Raw genomic sequence first — 20477 nt, 5'->3', positions numbered from 1 at the left:
CTATATGAACCCGACCGCTGAATTGATGATTGGAATGTCGTCAAAGGATGCTGTGGGGCGCTTTATTGAAGAAGTGATGCCACTAAGAATTGGAGAGGACGGTCCAGTACACACAAATCCTGTTCGCATCTCCATGAAAGAAAATCGAGTGGTCGGTATGGCGCTTAACTGCCAAATGATGAAACAAAATGGTCATTGGATAGCCGTTGAAGACAGTGCTGCCCCTCTCGTATCTGAGGAGGGAGAAGTGATTGGTTCTGTGATTGTATTTGATGATATTAATGAGTCTCGTGCCATGGCACTTAAAATGTCTCATACCCTGCAATACGATCAGTTAACAAATCTCCCTAATCGTTTTTTATTTATGGAACGTCTGAATTCAGAAATGGCACTGTGCCAAACAACGAACACAAAAGTTGGCTTGATTTTGTTTGATATTGATCGCTTTAAGCTGATAAATGAAGAATTTGGTTTTGAGTTTGGTGATGCATTGCTTAAAAAAATTTCTCAACGAATGAAGTCTGAGTTACAAAAAAATGAAACACTTAGTCGACATAACGCAGATGAATTTATGGTACTGGTGCCTGGTTTAGAGCAACCTAGTGATTTGGCTAATTTGGCCGTCGCGATCAGAGAACATGTAATGGAGCTAACGACTCTGTACCCTGAAATAAATAATTTCTCACTGAGTATGGGGTTAAGTGTTTATCCCGATGATGCCACTGACGGTCAAACCTTAATGTTGCATGCGGATGCGGCGTTGAATAGGGCAAAAACAGATGTGATGCGAGAAGGTTTTTGCTTTTATTCTGAAGATATGGAGTCTAAGTTTATATCTCGCAGACGGCTCTATATGCAGCTTAAATCGGCTATTGCCGCGAATAATGTGATCGCTTTATACCAGCCTATTGTGGATGCAAATACAGGGTCTTTAAAGGCAGTTGAAGCGCTTATGCGCATCAGAGAGCAAGACGATTCGTTGATATCTCCTATCGAATTTATTCCCCTTGCTGAAGAAACACGTTTAATTATTCCGTTGGGCGAGAGAATGATACAGCTTGCCTTTGAACAGTTAAAACGGTGGTGCGACGATGGGCTAAACATTCGAATGTGTCTGAATATCTCTCCTATACAATTTTTTGATCCGCATTTTGTTCCTTTTTTGCTAAAGGCGATTGATGAGTATCACATAAACCCGAAAATGGTGGAGCTTGAAGTAACCGAAAGTTTAATGCTTGACAGCTTACAGCAAGTGATTCGAGATATGGAACAGCTCCGAGAAATGGGGATATCCATTTCGATTGATGACTTTGGCACAGGCTTTTCTTGCTTGAGCTATCTGAAAGAGTTGCCTGTTGATGTCTTAAAAATTGATAAATCCTTTGTCGCACAGCTTAGTATTGAAAAACCCGATGAGATTCTCGTAAAGACAATCACGACATTAGCGCAAAGTATGGGACTAAAATCGGTAGCGGAAGGAGTTGAATCGTTAGATCAAGCTCGCCGTCTGAAAGAGCTAGGAGTTTCCTATCTGCAAGGTTATTATTTTTCGAGACCCGTTATGGCCAATGAAGTAAGAGGCAGCTACGATTTATGACGTTAAAAAAGGGTAAAAAAATCGGTTTTCTCACCTGTTGGTTACCATTGTTGGTTGGCATCCTTACTACTTCAGCGGTCGCGTGGATTGTAGACTATAAAAATAACTACGAGGTCAATTTATACACAAACAACCTAGCGAATAAAACAGAGACCCTTATAGAGCAACATTTTCAGCACTTTCAATATGGACTGCGTGGTGCCAGAGGGGCGATTGTTACCGCAGGCGTCGATAGCGTTACCCGAAAACAATTTGAGACGTATAGCGGCACACGAGACGTAGGAAGTGAGTTTCCTGGAGCACTTGGTTTTGGTTTCATTCGACGCGTACCCGTAGAACAAGAAAACGCTTTTCTTACACATGCCCGTGCCGATGGCGCGCCTGACTTTACCATTCGAGCTTTAACGCCACACGACACTGATCGATTTGTCATACAGTATATTTATCCAGTAGAAAAAAACAGACAAGCCATTGGGCTTGATATTGGATCAGAAGCCAATCGACGAGCCGCGGCATTATTAGCCGCAAGAGAAGATAAACCGTACTTAACGGCACCCATTACCCTAGTACAAGCAAATAAAAAGCCGAGGAAAGGCGCATTGGTACTTTTGCCAATCTATTCTGACGGTACAGTTCTAAACACCGCAGAGGATCGGGAGTCAGCCGTTATCGGCTGGTCTTACGCTCCATTAATCATTGATGAGGTACTGGCGCATCTTGAGTCCTTAACTGATCAAGCGTCGGTAACCTTGACCAACTTAACAGAAGACGAACCTTTTTATCGTTCAGATAATACCCAATCATCCAGTTCCATAGAAAACGCCATGTCTCGTACTATTTTTGTACTGGGCCAGCATTGGAAGATGGATCTGATGCCGTCAACGCAAGCTGTCAACCAAATAAAAACATTAAATGTCGGTTGGGTGATTATTTTGGGGTTAGGGCTAACTTTGTTGGCTCTTTTTGTGATTAATTTATTACGTTCTAATCCGACGACGATTGATCATAGTAGTGAGATCTATCAACTGAATCTCAAAAGTATTGTGGCTTTTTTAAAAAGTCCTCAATTTAAGCAATCTTGCCCATTTGGGATGGTGTTAATTGTCCTTACATTCTTAGTATCAGTTTGGTTCATTACACAAAGCCGCTTTGCTGAAGTGGTAAACCATTTGTCGGCAATAAAACAGTCTGCAATTTCAACCTTCGACGAAGAAGCGAGCCAATATCGTCGAGATACTCTTTTTCTTGCTCGTTCACAACCAATAACGGAATTAATGTCATCGGTTGGCGACGCAAATAGACTAGATGAAATGCCAGTTTTGTTGTCTCAGTCTGACAAAAGGTTAACAGACATCTTTAAAGCCTATATGTTGTCTAAGACGGATGTGTATCAAGTACGATTTATTGAAGCAGCTAATGGTTGGCGAGAACGAGTCAAAGTGCAGCGTAATAGCGATGAGCTTGATGAGTTTGATGAAGCATTACTCCAGTCTAAAGAAAATGAACCTTATATTGGCCAAACACTTAGCGTTGGTCGTGGAAGTGTTTTTCAATCGGATATTAATTTGAATCGTGAGTTTGGTAAAATTGAACAACCGATGAGACCTGTTTGGCGCTTTTCTACGCCAGTATTTTATGCTGACGGTCGGCCGTTAGGTATTATCATCATCAATGTCAATGCCGATCGTTTTCTAAAAAAAGTCACAAATAACACGACACCCGAAACAAAGTTATACATTACCAATAACGAGGGGGACTTTTTACTACACCCTAATTCAGCAAAAAATTTCACTTTCGAGTATGGTAATTCTAATCGATGGCAGAATGAATTTCAGCCAGTCGATCTTTCTTATGGTTTGAATCACTTTGATTTCACCGCTTTTAATGGTCAGCAGGGGAGGGTGTTTGCGAGCGAAAGTGACTTCTCATTAAGTGAGAAGTCTAATGAACGGGTAATAAAGATATATTCAGTTGTTTCCCAATTCTTCGTTTATAGAGACATGGTAATCACCATTGGAAGTGTACTTGTCGCTCTCCTTTTGATTGGTTTGATTGGTGTCATCGTTCAATATTGGATGTGGCTGAGTGGGAAAATTCGTCAAAGAAATCTTTGGAATACTCAAAGAGAATTGCAATACGATAAAGAAATGACGAGGTTCAAAGGTCTATTGGACTCGGCCCCCGATGCCACTTTTGTTATTGATGAGTTAGGGATAATTCAGGTCGTTAATGCCCAAGCTGAGAATGTGTTTGGCTATGATCGACTGGAATTAGAAGGGAAAGAAATACAAAAATTATTACCAGAATATTCTAGACAAGTGAATGAATCAAACATAATCGATAGGGTGAGGAATCATCAAGCAGTAGATCAAGGGAGTGCTAAAGAATGTGTTGCGTACCATAGCAATGGTGACGAATTCCCAATAGAGATAAGTTTAAGTGCGGTATATTTAGATGAACAACTCTTGGTAACAGCCTCCGTGCGTGACATAACTGAAAGACTAAAAGTGGAAGAGAAACTTAAAAACGCGTTACGTGATGCAGAACTCGCCACACAGGCTAAAAGTGCCTTTTTAGCGAATACTAGCCACGAAATTCGTACACCACTTAATGCCATTATTGGTTTAGGCTATTTGTTGGCTGAGGAAAAATTAACAGAGTCACAACACCAATTAGTGTCGAAGATTCAGATTTCTGGCAAGTCTTTGTTGGGGATAGTTAACGATGTATTGGATCTATCAAAAATAGAAGCGAATGAAATGGAGCTAGAAGCTCAGCCTGTCGAATTACGCGAGTTATGTGAAGAAGTTTCGAGTGTGTTTGCCATACAGGCCGAAGCAAAAAATTTGCAGTTCTATTCTGATTTAGACTCTAAACTGCCATCGTGGGTAATCACAGACAGCACTAAATTACGCCAAATATTGGCCAATTTAGTTAGTAACGCGCTTAAATTTACCACAATTGGCAAGATTTCTATCAGTGTCAAAGTAGAAGATACTGACCAAGTGTTGCCTGATAGCCATACCAATGTTCGCTTTACGGTTGTCGATACTGGAATTGGTATTTCACCCGAGGCACAATTCCGTTTGTTCAAGCCATTTACTCAAGCTGATTCTAGTACCAGCCGTCGGTTTGGTGGTACAGGTCTCGGGTTATCTATCGTTCACCAATTGGCTACTTTAATGTCGGGGAAAGTCGGCATGGAAAGTACTGAGAATGTAGGCAGTCAGTTCTGGGTAGATTTACCTCTACAAGTTTCAACACACGAAGAAGTTTTGGCACAAGCAGATCAGAGCCAAACGCTTTTCGTGCTGATAGCCGAAGATGACCCCGTAGATGCTTTGCAACTTCAGAAAATGACACGGTCTCTTGGGTGGCGCTCTGAAGTTGTTAGCAATGGAGCTGAGCTAATAGACGTTTACATTGCTCGTCAAGAAAGCAATTTGCGCCCACCCGATGCCATGATAGTTGACTGGCAAATGCCTATAATGGATGGGTTAGAAGCCATGAAAACGTTGGCGAGTAAAATTGGACGAGAAAATATTCCGGCTGTTCTTATGCTGTCAGCACATGATAGAGAGATTATTGCAACGCACGATCCTGATCATTATGTAGACAGTTTTCTAGTAAAACCAGTAGAAGTATCATCGCTGTTTAATGCTGTAAACGATGTGGTAACTCTCACCACAGGTAATTCTAAACGCGTATTGCAATCGACTCGTGCCGATGCGGTAGGAGCAAAATGGTTACCTAATATGCGTTTGTTGGTTGTGGATGACAGTGATACGAACCTCATCGTAGTCAGCCATGTGTTAACGCACAATGGTGCCCAGGTGCAAACTGCAAACAGCGGTGAAGAAGCCTTGGTATTATTAGAGGATTCTTTAAATGACTATGATGCGGTATTGATGGATGTTCAAATGCCCGGTATTGATGGGCTTGAAACAACAATAAGAATTAGAAACGATTTAGGACTGACTTCACTGCCTATTGTTGCGCTAACGGCTGGAGCATTGACAGAAGAAAAAAACCGTGCGCTAGCGGCTGGTATGGACGATTTCCTGACAAAACCCATCAACCCCTCAAAGTTAATTAATACATTACGTGGGTTGGTAGAGGTTTATCGTGGTAAAGAAGTCGCTATTATAGAGCCTTTTAATTCAACTGAGCCTGAAATGCCTCATGAATCAGATACATGGCCTACCATAACTGGATTAGATAGTGCGACAGCAAAAAGTATGTTGCTTGGAGATAAAGCTCTTTTCTTGAATACGCTTGGCCGATTATTAGAAGAATATGCCAACTTAGCCTTAGCGCCTGACGAGGAGATAGACGCTCCTGATTCTGCATCCTTGCGACTCGAAGCGGCATCTCAAGTGCATAAACTGAGAAGTGTTTCCGGCATGGTTGGTTCGGACAAAATACAGCAACTTGCTGCTCAAGCCGAAACATTATTACGTTCTGACCATAATCCTGCAAAACATGTGTTAGTAGAGCTCTCCTTTGCTTTGCAAGAATTGCAGCAAGCCAGTTCAGTTATATTAACCGCTTGGAAGAAAGAAAAGCTTGATTCAGTACCTTCTAAAGGCGAGGTTCCTATACTTCAATCAGAGACAGTGGAACATATTTTGACACTGCTAGAAGCACAGGATTTAAGCGCATTAGAAGAGTTTGATGAGCACAGTGCGTCGTTTCATGAGGTTTTGGGGGAAGTGCGTTTTCAAGCGCTTCAACAGAGTTTAGAAAAACTTAACTACAAAGAAGCTATAGACATCCTAAGCTCCCTTTAACTGTTTTTAGGGCAATAAATTGACATGATAAAAGCGAATAGAATTCTCTCTGATATCCTCATTATTGATGATGACAATAATGTTGTAATGGCGTTGAATAAAGCCTTAAATAAAATTGGTCGCATTCGTTTTGCCTCAGATGCTAAACAAGCGTTTGCCTCGATAAAAGAACAACAACCCGATTTGATTTTACTTGATGTTGAATTGCCAGACATTGGTGGTTTGGAAATTTGTTCTATTCTAAAAAATGCCCCAGAAACAGAAAATATACCAGTATTGTTCATTACCAGTCATACAGAGATGGGTTTTGAGGAAAAGGTATTTGACGTAGGGGCAGCTGATTATATTCTTAAACCACTTAAGCCTAGAGTCGTAGCGGCACGTGTTCAAACACACCTTGACTACCATCTAGCGATCAGGTTGCTAGAAAAGCTGGCTCACACAGATAGTATGACAGGGCTTGCCAATAGGCGCACTTTTGATGAAAGATTAATAGTAGAGTTAAAGCGTGGCCGGCGGGAACAAGAACCCCTTACTGTCGTGATTATTGATATTGATGAATTCAAAAAATTCAATGATCATTTTGGTCATATAGAAGGTGACGAATGTATTAAAAGCATCGCATTAACATTAGAAAATGGTATAAAACGCTCAACAGATCTTGCCGCTCGATATGGTGGTGAAGAATTTGCTTTTATTCTGCCGAATACCGATGTTGAAGGTGCTAATAGATTGCTTTTTGATTTACTTTATTCGATAGAACAGCTGGGGCTTACTCATGCTCCAGAGGCTAAATACGATAATGTGACAATATCCATAGGATATAGCACCGTAATACCTGGCGAAAGTTACGCGAATGATTCGGATAATTGGGCTGTGGTCAAAGCGGCGGACAGCGCGCTTTATAAATCAAAGCAAAATGGCCGAAACCAAGTTAACTATGAACCTCTAGAGTGAAAGGTAGAATTTAGGGTCAGATGAAAAATAGTATTGAAATCCCATCTGATTTCGGTTCGTATAAATAGGAAGAGTCATATTTCAAATCATCGTGTGACAAAAACCTGACAAATCTTTTTATGATGAAAATACATATTTTTTGATACTTTCAAGCCACCTTTCGGTGGTTTTTTTGTGTCTGCAGAAAGTGCTTCTGTATTGCGTTGAGTACCTTCTTTCAAAAATTCACTTGGCCTTTTCTATGATTTGAAATTATACTGTATATCCATACAGTAATTGGTGTTGATTATGCGTGTGACGTATCTTGGTGTGTCTGAGTCGGCGGCGTTTATTGCGGCCAACAGTGTGCGAATCCCGCTTTATGTGGATTCTGTGTCGGCGGGGTTTCCTTCGCCTGCCCAGGATTTTGTTGAGAAATCGTTGGATTTGAATGAGTTTTGTGTGGCGCATCCTAATGCGACGTTTTATGTGCGGGCTCAGGGTGATTCGATGATTGATGTTGGAATTTATTCGGGTGATGTTTTGGTGGTAGACCGTTCGTTAACGGCTCGACACGGGGATATTGTCATTGCTTGTATCCATGGGGAAATGACAGTGAAAACGTTAGAGTTGAACCCTAATGTATTGCTGCGGCCGAAGAATAAAGCCTATAAGGCGATTCATATTACCGAGGAGTCGGGTTTGGAAATTTTCGGTGTGGTCACGGGTGTGGTTCGCAAATATGAGCGCGGCTAAGAATACGGTTTTTGCTTTGGTGGATTGCAATAATTTTTACGCGAGTTGCGAGAAGTTGTTTCGGCCTGATCTAAAGCACACGCCTGTGGTGGTGTTGTCTAACAATGATGGCTGTATCGTTGCGCGTTCTAAAGAGGCAAAAGCGCTGGGTATTAAAATGGGCGTACCTGTTTTTCAGGTTCAGGACACGCTAAAAAAACACGGTGTTGTGTGTTTCTCGTCGAATTATGCCTTGTATGCTGATATGTCGAATAGGGTGATGATGACGTTAGAAGAGGAGGCGCCGCGGCTTGAGATATATTCTATTGATGAAGCCTTTATGGATCTAACCGGTGTCGAGCATGTGGCAGATTTGCTGGCGTTTGCTCAACGAGTAAAAGCAAAGATCGATAAATGGACAGGCATCACAGTCGGAGTCGGTATTGCGCCCACTAAAACCTTGGCGAAGTTGGCGAATCATGCGGCGAAAAAATACCCCGCAACGGGGGCTGTGGTGGATTTGATGAATCCAGATAGGCAAAAACGCTTATTGGCTTTGGTGGATGTGAGTGATGTGTGGGGCGTTGGTCGTCGAACGACAGCAAAGCTCAAAGCAAAGGGGATTCATACGGCATGGGATTTGGCAAACGCGAACGCTAAAGTGATGCGCAGTGAGTTTTCTGTGGTGATGGAGCGAACGATTCGAGAGTTGAATGGCGTGTCGTGTTTGGATTTAGAATTGGTTAGGCCTACCAAACAGCAGATCATTTGCAGTCGATCATTTGGCCATAAAGTTACAGATAAGCGTGAATTGCGTGAAGCCATTGCCAAATATATGACCCGTGCCGCTGAGAAGTTACGTGGCGAACAGCGTTTTTGTCGCGTGGTCAGTGTGTTTATTCGTACCAGTCCCTTTATCCCAAACGAACCACAGTATTCAAAGTCGCTTACTGTGGAGCTGCCGAATCCAACCAATGATACACGAGACTTATTAGCGGTCGCTGAGGTCATTTTTCATCGCTTGTATCGTGCTGGCTACCGTTATGCCAAGGCGGGTGTCATGCTTGCGGATTTTTATGAACAGGGGACGTTTCAGCAAGACTTCCTATGCGTCGATAATACGAAAGCCAATTCAAAAGCCTTAATGAGTGTCATGGATAAGATCAACCGCAGTGGCATTGGCCAGGTTTTTTTTGCCTCACAAGGCGTGTCGCCACAGTGGTCAATGAAACGAGAACATTTATCGCCAGCTTACACGACTAAGTGGGATGATTTGCCAAAAGTCTACTGAATGATTCTATTGTGATCTATCCGTGTTATAACGCAGTGCCACTATAATATGGCACTGCAATATGAACAGGTTTTGTGCGTTGCTTGGTTCAGTCGTTAGGGAGAAACTTCATTGAGATGGAATTGACACAGTGGCGTATGTTGTTTTCTGTGAGTCTTTCACCTTCAAAAACATGACCAAGATGGCCTTCACAGTTGGCACAGACGATTTCGATGCGTCGACCATCGGCATCGGGTACGCGTTTTACCGCATTGGGGATTTCGTCATCAAAACTTGGCCAACCACAATGAGATAAAAATTTATGCTCTGAAGTATAAAGGGGGCTGTCGCATTGGCGGCAAACATATAAGCCGCCTTCCATGGTGTCTGTGTATTCACCGGTAAAGGGGCGTTCTGTGCCTTTATGTATGATCACATTAGCTTCAAATGGTGTGAGCGTGTTGTAGGGTTTGTTCATATAGACTCTCTTACGTTATGTGATGTGACATGACGATACAGCAAGACAAACTAAGATGGTACTGTGTGCCATATTAACGATAATGATGGCGGTACAATGCTGTTTGCCTAAGGTATTGACTGTTTATACGTTATTAAGTTGCCTATAAGCTCAAAAAAATGCGGTGAAAAGGGCGCTTGATGGGCCACTTTTCACCGCAGGTTGAGTGAGACTATCTTGAGGATAGAGTGTTTTAAGATAAATTGTTTGAAGATAAATTGTTTGAAGATAAATTGTTGCGAGTGGTGTTGGAGTACCAGTTCAAAAAGTTTATCACGCCAAATTCAAACGTATTGGAGTAGGGGCCTGGCTGATAACCAATGGAGTTCACGCCACGCTGATTGCGTTCCCCAAGTATTTTGTCTTGCTCATTGGTAGCATCCCAAACTCGACGCAGTTTTTCTGGATCATAATCCACGCCTTCGACAGCGTCTTTGTGCACAAACCACTTTGTCGTCACTATGCTTTCTTGCGCTGAAACCGGCAATACACGAAACACCACAAAATGATCCGATTGCATGTGATTCCAAGAGTTAGGCAAATGCAGGATGCGCATTGAGCCAAGTTCACGATTTTGAATGCGTCCCAAGGTTTTGATAGACGCCGCTGATCCGTCGATAGTCATGACTTGTGTGCCTTTTTTAAGCGGCATACGCACGATTCGATTGCGTTGCACTGCGCCAAAGCTTTTTAGCTTATGAGGAATGCCTTCTTTATCCCATTGAGCGGCTTGGGCGTTGTAGTGATCTAAAAAGTCCTGCGGTGCTCTTGGGTCTTCGGTATCGTCCCATTCAAGTAGGGTATTGAGTAGTTCTGGGTGACTTCCCGCACAGTGATAGCATTCGCGGTTATTTTCAATGACCAGTTTCCAATTGGCTTTTTCAATCATGGTTGATTCAACTGCCAGCTTGGTATTTTCTACGTCGTAGGGTTCCATGTAGTCATTGAGAGTGGATAAAAAGTCATGAAACTCGTCGTCTGGCGCGGTTTCAGCCAAACAGATAAAAATAAACCCACCCGCGGTTTTGCAATGGGCTGCTTTTAACCCGTGTTGCTTTGTATCAAACTCTTGGCCCATTTCGGTGCCTGCAAACAGTAGGTTGCCTTTTAGGTCGTAAGTCCACTGATGATAAGGGCAGACGAGATTGGCGACTTTGCCTCTATGTTGGGTGCAAATAACTGAGCCACGGTGCCGACAGGTATTGTGAAACGCGTTAATGTTGCCATCGGCGTCACGCAAAATAAGCACAGGATTTTGCCCAATCTCGACCGTGAAGTAGTCGCCTTTTTTGGGGATTTCACTGCTCATACCAACAAAAAGCCACTCTTTTTGAAAGATTTCTTCCATGTCAATTCGAAACATGTGTGGGTCGTTGTAGAGAGCGGCGTCAAGTGAGTAATTACTGGCGCGTTTTTCGAGGGTTTCAGACATGGCGATTTTCGCTTCATTAACGGAAGCATGACGTACATTTAATAGGTCGTGTTGATTCATCTTTCTGGGCCTTACATGACAAAAAGATTGATGGACTGTTTAACAGTGGCGATAAATTGCAAGGTTATAGTCGCCTAACTGGGTGCGAAAGAAATGCCTATTCACGACATCAGATGGTATTTAAATCGACCCGTAAGACCCTGTGTTTACTGGCGTTGACTGGCATGAGCAAGTATTTGTCGCGCAGAGGTAATTTGGAATAGCCAACTGGATCCAAAATGCGCTCAAACGGTGCCTTCTATTACCCATTTAACGGTATAGAAGTGTATTACAGGAGCAGTGTATTACAGGAACAATGTATTACCGGTGCAACGCGACATTTAAACGAGAGAGATTACTATGGCCAACTTTTCCAACGCCTCCGCTACAGCCGATTATTTAGCACCCGTCAATACACAAACGTGGGTTAACGGACGTCACAATGTTCGTTGTGTGAAGATCATTCATGAAACATGGGACGTTAAAACCTTTTGCTTTATGGCTCAGCAGCCGGTGATGTTCTTCTTTAAGCCAGGTCAATTTGTGACGTTAGAGCTGGAGATAGAAGGCAAGCAGGTTATGCGTTCTTATACGATTTCAAGCTCTCCGTCTGTACCTTACAGTTTCTCGATTACGGTGAAGCGAGTGCCGGGTGGCGAGGTGTCGAATTGGTTGCACGACAATATGTCAGTGGGGGATGAGTTGGCTGTACATGGCCCTGTTGGACAGTTCAACTGTATTGATTTTCCAGCGGATAAGGTATTGCTATTGTCTGGCGGAGTCGGCATTACGCCGGTCATGTCGATGGCACGCTGGTGGTTTGATACCAATGCGGATGTGGATGTGACTTTTATTCATAGTGCGCGTTCACCTCGTGATGTGATTTATTCTCGCGAGTTAGATCATATGGCCGCGCGTTTGGATAATTTTGGTTTGTATCTGATTGTTGAACGCATGGAAAACGGCTTGCCGTGGCAAGGCTATCGTGGCTATTTGGATGCGGCCAAGTTGGACATGATTTCTCCCGACTTTATGGAGCGCGAAATCTATTGTTGTGGCCCTGCTCCTTATATGAACGCTGTGAAAACCTTACTACAAGCAAGAGGTTTTGACATGAAGCGGTATCATGAGGAGTCATTTGGTGCGACGCCCGTCGAGGTTGTTGAAGAGGCAATAGAGCAGGCGGAAGTGGCTCAGGCTGAGGCCGAGGCTTTTGATCAGACCGATTTATTGCGAGTGGAATTTTCTGGCTCCGGTAAGAGTATCCAGATTATGGCAGGAGAAACGCTTCATAATGCCGCCGCTAGGTTGGATTTGATGATACCCAAGGCCTGTGGCATGGGGATTTGTGGTACCTGTAAGGTACTGGTGAAGGGGGGAGAAACTCAGATGGACCATAATGGTGGGATTACCGACGACGATGTGGAGGCCGGTTATGTGTTGTCTTGTTGTACCGTACCAAAAACAGATGTGGTTATTGAATTCTAATTATTTTCTAGTCAGCGGTCGCTGTGATGGCGGTAGTGCGCAATAACGAAGCGTTGTGATTTAAATTGGTTCGTCGAGGTGGTTTTTTCGTCGATAAGCGAGTAAAAAAACGGAAGCGTATTAAATGAAATAGCACTATATTAGTTTTTATCGTGCAAATGGGCGTGTTGGATTTCCTTTAAAAATAAAAATAAGTGCTGCTGACAGAAGTTTAGGACTTGGCCTAAGTCTTGCTGTGTTAGTTAAAGTATGTAAACGAGGATGAATGTATGGCGGATAACTCAGCGACGATGTTTGATGCAAGGAATAAGACGAGAGTGGGTTTCTTGTTGTTGGATCATTTTACTATGATTGCACTGGCCTCTTCGATAGAGCCATTACGTATGGCCAATCAACTCTCGGCAGAAGAGCTGTACAGTTGGACCTTAATTTCAGAAACAGGTCAGCCTGTCACCGCCAGTGACGGCCTAGTATTGACACCAGATGTGTCCATGGAAGATAAAGCCGAGTTCGATCTTATTGTTGTGGCTGGTGGTGTTGATATTACACGAGCGTTTAATGCCAAGCAGGTTTCTTGGTTGACAAAGCAGTCACGTAAAGGAATTAAGTTAGCCGGTATTTGTACAGGCGCTTATGTGCTTGCTTACGCAGGGTTATTGAATGGCTACCAATGCAGTGTGCACTGGGAATGTCTCACGGCGTTGCAAGAAGCATTTCCGAAGGTAAATTGCAATAATAAGTTGTTCTCCATCGACAAGGACCGTCTTACGTCTTCTGGTGGCAGCGCGCCGATGGACATGTTTTTGAACATGATGACCAAGCAGCACGGCCCTAAATTATCGAATGCCATCTCTGATATGTTTATTTGTGATCGTATCCGCAGTGAATCTGATCAGCAACGTATGCCAATGCGCCAATTTAATAGTGTGGGTATGTGTACGCCTAAGTTGGTGGATGTGATTGAGTTGATGGAAAACAACTTAGAAGAACCCATTGAGCTAGACGAATTAGCCACTTTTGTGGATGTGTCCCGCCGTCAAATCGAGCGAATGTTCCATCGTCATTTAGATTGTTCTCCTTCCCGCTATTATTTGCGTTTAAGACTTGAAAGAGCGCGCAAATTATTAAAACAGTCGAACATGTCGATTGTGGAAATTTCCATGGCCTGTGGTTTTATTTCGACGCCGCATTTTAGCCGCTGCTATCGCAAACACATTGGCGTGTCACCTCGCGATGAGCGAAAAATTGCTTGGAAAGGTGAAGTGGTGGAGTCGTTACTTGAAGAAAAAGGGGCGGCTATTATGTACATTGCCCATGCGCAAGATGCGTTAAATCATTCACACAGTGAGCCCAGTTATGGATCGGTTGCTGTATAGCATTTGGTTTTAGCACACTAAAAAGGAGCCGTATGAAGGGCTCCTTTTTTTCGAACGTTCGAAAGACAGTTTGTTTAGAGATCTTATTTACAATATATCAGGCTCTTTTTGCCTGTTGTGTTTCGCTCTTCACATGACCAGTTCACATAGACAGTATGCTCCTTGCTGCCTTGTACGATGAAAAATGGCTTGTGTTGTGATGGTAGCCAAGAATCTAAGTCTGTAGAGCGTTGTTTGGCTTTACCGGCCGAATAGTATTGTGCCGAGAATGGGCGTTTATGCAAGTAGAATAAATCGCTTTGTGTGGCTTCAGGTTGTTGTTTCCAGACGGCTAATATTCTGTCTTCGGAACGTTTTTCAACCCAATCAAAATGCAGAACACTGATGAGAATAATCAGTAAAATAGGCGTTATAAACCCTACTTTGTAGATCCAGTTGGCGAGCGGCTTCTGGTGGTGCAAATGCACAACTAATAGCGCGGTTGCTGGCAAAGCTGGCATCACGTAGCTGGCTAAAATATTACCCGAGAAACTGAATAGAATCATCGGCGATAGCATCCACATCAGCAAGAAGCTACCAAAGCCATCTGGGCTTTCTTCCACGTCTTTGTCGTCTTTGATCGAGCGAATCCACTGCCAAATAACCAATGGACTCCATGGCAGCATAGAAATTAAAGCGTATACCCAAATTGTACCGCGTGTTCTTTCGTGTGCGCTGCCATAAAGATCGCCTTGCCAGCCGCTGACGATAAAACGTTTAATATGCTCGCCAATGATGAAATAGTCTAAAAACCCCGGTGTTTTGTATTCTGCAACAATGTACCAAGGCATGCAGATGAGCAGAAAGAGCAGTGTGCCCACACCCCAAGGTAGCGTGCGCCATAGTTTTTTCCAGCGCGCATTGGGAAATAACCATACGCTTAGGCTGATACCAATTAATACCAGCGCCAATGGGCCTTTTGACAGCATGCCTAAGGCCAGACCGACAAAGAATAAATAGCCCCAGACCTTGCCTTTGTTGTTCCATGCTTGCCAGAAGCTGACCATGCTGAGTGCGATCGAAAAAGTCAGAGCGGTATCTGTCATGACCGCGCCACTTAAGACAATGAATGAGACAGTCGAGGCCAAAATACTCGCACTAAAAATACCCATGGCGGTGGACTGAAAATGGTCTTTGCCGAGTTTGTACACTAAGCCGATAACCCCTATTCCAACGAGAAGGTGTGGTACACGTGCCGCAAATTCATTTATACCAAATAGACTGAAACCTAGGCTGCTGAGCCAAGTAAAAAGAGGGGGTTTTCCCCAAAAGGGCACGTCGTAGTCAAACATGGGGGTGACCCAATTGCCCGTTTCAAACATGATACGTGCCATTTCACCATAGCGTGCTTCGGTGGTGTCCATTAATGGGTACAGAGCAAGTGACAGCAAGCGCAATGTCAATGTGCTGATCAGTAAGATAAGCAGCATTTTTGCAGAAGGGAGAGAGAGCATTGGTTTTTGCATTATTCAGCGTCCACAGAGTGAAGAGTTGGTTTGGTTAGGGTGTTTTCCATAAGTACAAACAAGGGGCGTTGTTTGGATTCAATGAATAATCGGCCAACGTATTCCCCAAGTACACCAATGGATAAAAGCTGAATGCCGCCTAAAAATAATACGACAAGAATAGTGGATGGATAACCTGCCACTGGATCGCCCCAGACGAGGGTTTTGCTAAGAATAACCAATGCCATGATAAACGCGATGGCCGATGTTGTCAGACCTGCCATGGTCGCCCAGCGTAAGGGTTTGGTACTAAACGAGGTGATCCCTTCCAGCGCTAAATGGATGAGTTTTGGGTAATTCCATTTGGTATTACCTGCTAAGCGAGGATCGCGGTCAAAGGTGAGTATTTTACGAGTAAAACCAGGCCAAGCCAGCAAACCTTTCATAAAGCGCGTTCTTTCTGGCAAAGTGTTGATGACTTGCACGACTTTTCGATCCATCAAGCGAAAGTCGCCAACATTTTCGGTTATTGGGTGGTCACTTATTTTTGACATAAAACGATAGAAGCAATGAGCCGTGGTGCGTTTAACCCAGCTTTCACCGTGGCGTTCACGGCGTTGCATCTCGACCACTTGGGCGCCATCTTGCCACGCTTTTACCATTTCTGGGATGTATTCTGGTGGGTCTTGTAAATCGGCATCCAATAAAATGATAGCGCGTCCTTCAGCGATTTTCATACCCGCACTCATCGCCGCTTCTTTGCCAAAATTTCGGCTTAGGCGTAAGCTGCGTACTTGATGTAAAGGATGTTTCAACTGGCTGACTAATGCCCAGCTGGCGTCGGTGCTACCGTCGTCAACATAGACGATTTCACAAGGCTGCTGGAGTGAAGAAAGAGCGTCACAGACGCGTTGGTGGCATACGGCCAAGACATCCGCTTCGTTTAGAAAGGGAATAATCACGGATACGAAAGGCTGGGCTTTGACTTTGGGTTCTTTTGCGGCCTGTTTAACGTTTGCATAGTGTTTGTATTGGATGGCTTTCATGGCGGCTCTCCTGCTCAGGAAAAGGTTCTTGAGCTCATCCTACTCACTGTCTTGTCGCAAAAAGGTGATTCACTTTTTTTTCATGCTTTTATGTGACAATAGGCCTTTATTAGGCCACTCTTTTTATATTGGCATTTTGGATTGTTGAGATAACGATGAAATTATTGTTAGTGGAAGACCATAAAGACATTGCTGGCGTTATTTTTGATTATTTTGAAATCAAAAATTATGTGTTGGATTATGCGAGCAATGGCCTGCAAGGGTATGAGTTGGCAAAAACGGAGCATTATGATGCGATTATTTTAGACGTTATGTTGCCCAAAATGGATGGTTTAACCGTCTGCAAATCGTTGCGCGAAGCGGGGATTGATACACCGATCCTGATGCTGACGGCGCGTGATACGAAAGACGATATTCTGTCTGGTTTTGAGCATTTAGCCGACGATTATTTGATTAAGCCTTTTGATTTGGAGATTCTTGATTCTCGATTGCAGGCTCTGGTTCGAAGGCGTAAAGGTAGTGTGGCAAATAAGATGCTGACCTTTGGTCATTTATCATTGGATATGAGGACAAGGATATTACAGCGAGAAGGCAGTCGTTATTCCTTAAATCCCTCTCAGTACACGATTTTAAAATGCTTGATTCAAAAAGCGCCCGATGTGGTGTCTAAAGAAGAGGTGTGCGATGCGTTATGGGGCGATGAAGAGCCAGACAGCAAGGTGTTGCGTAGTCATATTTATCAATTACGCAGCTTAATTGATCGACCATTTGAGCATGCCTATTTGCGTACGGTTTCTAAAGTGGGTTATCGTCTTGTGGCAGAAGATTAAGAATGAAACACATTAAAACGGCTAAGCAATTAACCTTTACATATTTCTCTATTGTGGCGTTCGCTATTATTGCTTTTCACTTTTCTATGTTTACTTCAATGATTGAAAATATAGAAATGATTTACGCTGAAAATCGCATGCTCAAGGACAGAAATACCGCGGTGTCTTTGTTGAACGGTACTCAGCAGAAGCATGTGGCTGTTCCGCCTTTTTCTGACGTTTATGTTGGTAAAGAGAATTTGCCCATGTGGGTTGAGTTAAATCCTAGCATGACCAACGATAAACCTTATGAGTTAGATGAAGGCCCAGATACGATGTTGGAAGTTTTTTCAATGCGTTCTGAAGTGACATTAAATGGTGAGTTAAAAGATATTTATGTCATTCACTATGATGAGATTTATGAAATCTCCGAAGAGCAAATGTTTGAAACGCAAAGTACCCAGTTGATTTTGTCTTTGTTGCTGTTGATTGTAAGTTTGTGGGTGGTAATGCGGATCTCGGATCGTTTAACGAAACCTCTTGCTCAGTTGTCTAAAAGTTTGGGTGAAAAAACACCAGCGAATTTATCGGCTATAGAATTACCTGAAGGGGCGGCGACGAGAGAGATTCGTCATTTAGTGGATCGATTAAACAGTTATCAAGATCAAATCAAAGATCTGATCGAACGTGAGAGAGCATTTAATCGTTATGCGAGTCATGAATTACGTACGCCTCTCATGGTGATGAAGGGCGCTACCACCTTGTTGGGTAAATCCGATTCTAAGGTGTTTCTAGAGCGGCAAAGAGTGCGCATGGTACAAGCATGTCAAGAGATGGAAGATTATATCACCACGCTGTTGTCCCTGACCCGAGATGAAGATTTAGACGCGATTGCGTCGCGTGTCGTGCAATCCAGTGAGTACGAGAGCATTCGGCAAACGCATTTAGGTTATCTTTTGGACAAATCGGTAGCGGTTGATTTTATTGAAACGGGAAAGGTGGTGACCAAGTTGCCGATTCCAACCTTACATATTTTAGTGGGGAATTTGATAAAAAATGCTATGGCTTGTACTGAAGAGGGTCATGTGAATATTTTGGTAGCGGATAATGAAATTGCCATTGTGGACACGGGCTGTGGTTTAAGCGGTAAGCCGGGTGGTGAAAGTTACGGTTTGGGTTTAATGATAGTGCGGGATATATGTGCTAAGTACCATTGCTCGTTCTCACTGGCGGACAATGTTGGGCAAGTAGGATGTACGGCGAAAGTGGTTTTTCCAACGACATCATAATCTGAGCGGCTTTACTGTATTTTTATCTAAAATATCGATCTTTTGAAACCGATATCAGTATAAAACAATCGACTTGGTAGATGATACTATAGATGTATTCGTTACATTATTGCTTGATGGAGAAACAACATGAGCTCATCCATTTTAAAACGTATACCGCTGCAAATGTTTTGGCCCACATTTGATCCCTTTTTATTTTGTGCATTTCATAATGATACTTACCCCAAGGCCAACGCTGCTATGGGGCCTGATGCGCCGTTGAATAATCGTCCAATAGGGCAAGACTTTGGCGGCATTGATGGCTGGCGCATGTACCATGGTAAAACTATTCCAGGCTTTCCAGCCCATCCGCATCGTGGTTTTGAAACGGTGACTATCGTTAACAAAGGTTTTGTTGATCATGCCGATTCTATGGGCGCAGCGGGTCGCTATGGTGAAGGGGATACTCAATGGATGACGGCAGGCGAAGGTGTGCAACATTCTGAAATGTTTCCTTTGCTAAACCAAGACGATGTGAATCCTCTGGAGCTGTTTCAAATCTGGCTGAATTTACCCAGTAAAAATAAAATGGTTCCACCGCATTTCACCATGCTTTGGAATGAAGACACGCCTGTGGTTAATGTGCCAGACAGTAATGGCTTAGAAACGCAAGTCAAGGTGGTAGCAGGGACTTTCCAGCGGATCGAACCTTCACCTTGTCCACCAAATTCATGGGCAGCAGATAGTAACAACGACGTGGCTATTTGGTTAATCGACTTACCAGAAAATGGGGAATGGACGTTACCCGCAGCAGGAGCGAACCTGAGCAGAGCTTTGTACTTTTTTGAAGGTGAAAAGGTATCGCTAGATGGTGCGAATGCGTCTATTAATGAAGCCTTTGTCTTGAAAAGTGATTCGGCTGTTGTGTTGCGCAATAAGGGTAAAAAAGCCAGGTTTTTATTGTTGCAAGGTCGTCCAATCGGTGAGCATGTAGAACAGCATGGGCCGTTTGTGATGAATACACGTGCAGAGCTTCAGCAGGCGTTTCAAGATTATCAGCGTACGCAATTTGGTGGTTGGCCTTGGCCACGCCATGATCAAGTACACGATAAATCGAAAGGGCGTTTTGCTGAGTATAGCGCGGAACAAGCCAATGCTTGATTGAATTGACAAACACGCCTGATTACAGCTTAGCGGCAGAAAATACCCAAAAGCGTGAGAAAAAATAATTGAGCATCATGCCAATTAAAATGCCGGGGATCATGGCTAAATAAGGCCATAAAAGAATCAGTGTCGCGTTGGATGTTGGTGGTGGTTGAGACATTAATAGTAGATAGCAGCCCCAATTAGGCACAAAGGCAATAACAGAGCCGCCGAGAAATTGCATCCATTGCAGTGCGGCGGCTTTTTTGTTTTTACTTATGTCAGTTTTGTTAATGCTAAGGTTTACGCCGTCTACTTTGGTACCTTTAAAAGTAATGGTGCGATTCCACCACCAGTTTGAACTGGCAGCGATCCAAAAAGCGATGCCTCTTGCGACAAGGTGCGGTAACCAAATGGACAGTAGCAGCATGCTGGCAAGGTCGACCAGAAAACCAATACCGCCTACTATGGCAAAGCGTACAAAAGTATGTTTAAAAATTAAGTTCATGGTGGCATTCTAAGTCGTGGGACATCAAAAAAAGATGAA

General features: G+C 43.4%; 15 protein-coding genes. 10 read left to right on the top strand and 5 right to left on the bottom strand.

What is annotated here, in order from left to right; genetic code table 11:
• The first annotated feature begins 4 nt into the window (after window positions 1-4).
• The 5 genes from EBI00_RS03420 (at window position 5) to umuC (ending at window position 9349) form a co-directional block, all read left to right on the top strand.
• A complete protein-coding gene (locus EBI00_RS03420) occupies window positions 5-1597 on the top strand; it encodes a GGDEF domain-containing phosphodiesterase (protein ID WP_123094540.1) in 1593 nt (530 codons plus the stop codon).
• Window positions 1594-6387: a CHASE domain-containing protein gene (locus EBI00_RS03415; RefSeq protein WP_123094539.1), complete on the top strand. Its 4794-nt coding sequence runs from the start codon at window positions 1594-1596 to the stop codon at window positions 6385-6387. Before EBI00_RS03420 ends, EBI00_RS03415 begins: the two co-directional genes overlap by 4 nt.
• 24 nt (window positions 6388-6411) lie before the next feature.
• A complete protein-coding gene (locus EBI00_RS03410) occupies window positions 6412-7344 on the top strand; it encodes a diguanylate cyclase (RefSeq protein ID WP_123094538.1) in 933 nt (310 codons plus the stop codon).
• Window positions 7345-7632: 288 nt separating this feature from the next.
• The gene (gene umuD, locus EBI00_RS03405) at window positions 7633-8079 is read left to right on the top strand and encodes a translesion error-prone DNA polymerase V autoproteolytic subunit (protein ID WP_123094537.1); all 447 of its coding nucleotides are present in this window, start codon (window positions 7633-7635) and stop codon (window positions 8077-8079) included.
• On the top strand, window positions 8066-9349 hold the full coding sequence (gene umuC, locus EBI00_RS03400) for a translesion error-prone DNA polymerase V subunit UmuC (RefSeq protein WP_123094536.1): 1284 nt from the start codon (window positions 8066-8068) through the stop codon (window positions 9347-9349). The genes umuD and umuC overlap by 14 nt, the downstream gene beginning before the upstream one ends.
• 88 nt (window positions 9350-9437) lie before the next feature.
• On the opposite strand, the gene EBI00_RS03395 is transcribed toward umuC, so the two are convergent.
• Window positions 9438-9806, bottom strand: coding sequence for a methionine-R-sulfoxide reductase (locus tag EBI00_RS03395; RefSeq protein ID WP_123094535.1), 369 nt, complete (start codon window positions 9804-9806; stop codon window positions 9438-9440).
• A gap of 232 nt (window positions 9807-10038) precedes the next feature.
• Window positions 10039-11337 carry an aromatic ring-hydroxylating oxygenase subunit alpha gene (locus EBI00_RS03390; RefSeq protein WP_123094534.1) on the bottom strand — a complete coding sequence of 433 codons (1299 nt, stop codon included), beginning with the start codon at window positions 11335-11337 and terminating at the stop codon, window positions 10039-10041.
• Between the two features lie 339 nt (window positions 11338-11676).
• Here EBI00_RS03390 and EBI00_RS03385 point away from each other — a divergent pair, with 339 nt between their 5' ends.
• Together EBI00_RS03385 and gbdR are read left to right on the top strand one after the other, a co-directional pair.
• Entirely contained in the window at window positions 11677-12804 is a 1128-nt protein-coding gene (locus EBI00_RS03385) for an FAD-binding oxidoreductase (protein ID WP_123094533.1), read from the top strand.
• Window positions 12805-13073: 269 nt separating this feature from the next.
• Window positions 13074-14180: a choline metabolism transcriptional regulator GbdR gene (gbdR, locus tag EBI00_RS03380; protein WP_123094532.1), complete on the top strand. Its 1107-nt coding sequence runs from the start codon at window positions 13074-13076 to the stop codon at window positions 14178-14180.
• Window positions 14181-14263: 83 nt separating this feature from the next.
• Here gbdR and EBI00_RS03375 read toward each other — a convergent pair whose 3' ends face one another.
• Window positions 14264-15685, bottom strand: a complete 1422-nt coding sequence (locus tag EBI00_RS03375; protein WP_123094531.1) for an ArnT family glycosyltransferase — start codon at window positions 15683-15685, stop codon at window positions 14264-14266.
• Window positions 15685-16710 carry a glycosyltransferase family 2 protein gene (locus EBI00_RS03370; protein ID WP_123094530.1) on the bottom strand — a complete coding sequence of 342 codons (1026 nt, stop codon included), beginning with the start codon at window positions 16708-16710 and terminating at the stop codon, window positions 15685-15687. The genes EBI00_RS03375 and EBI00_RS03370 overlap by 1 nt, the downstream gene beginning before the upstream one ends.
• A gap of 155 nt (window positions 16711-16865) precedes the next feature.
• On the opposite strand from EBI00_RS03370, the gene EBI00_RS03365 reads away from it, so the two are divergent.
• The 3 genes from EBI00_RS03365 to EBI00_RS03355 all read left to right on the top strand — a co-directional run bounded on the left by EBI00_RS03365 (window position 16866) and on the right by EBI00_RS03355 (window position 19948).
• Entirely contained in the window at window positions 16866-17540 is a 675-nt protein-coding gene (locus tag EBI00_RS03365) for a response regulator transcription factor (protein WP_123094529.1), read from the top strand.
• Between the two features lie 2 nt (window positions 17541-17542).
• Window positions 17543-18808 carry a sensor histidine kinase gene (locus EBI00_RS03360; protein ID WP_123094528.1) on the top strand — a complete coding sequence of 422 codons (1266 nt, stop codon included), beginning with the start codon at window positions 17543-17545 and terminating at the stop codon, window positions 18806-18808.
• Window positions 18809-18937: 129 nt separating this feature from the next.
• Complete coding sequence (locus EBI00_RS03355) at window positions 18938-19948, top strand: pirin family protein (protein WP_123094527.1); 1011 nt, start codon at window positions 18938-18940, stop codon at window positions 19946-19948.
• Between the two features lie 22 nt (window positions 19949-19970).
• Here EBI00_RS03355 and EBI00_RS03350 read toward each other — a convergent pair whose 3' ends face one another.
• Window positions 19971-20438, bottom strand: coding sequence for a GtrA family protein (locus EBI00_RS03350; RefSeq protein ID WP_123094526.1), 468 nt, complete (start codon window positions 20436-20438; stop codon window positions 19971-19973).
• Window positions 20439-20477 lie beyond the last annotated feature (39 nt).

Source organism: Marinomonas hwangdonensis (genome assembly GCF_003721245.1).
GTDB classification, from domain to species: domain Bacteria; phylum Pseudomonadota; class Gammaproteobacteria; order Pseudomonadales; family Marinomonadaceae; genus Marinomonas; species Marinomonas hwangdonensis.
The sequence above is the reverse complement of the archived record's forward strand: the minus strand, read 5'-3'. Positions and strand labels throughout refer to the sequence as shown.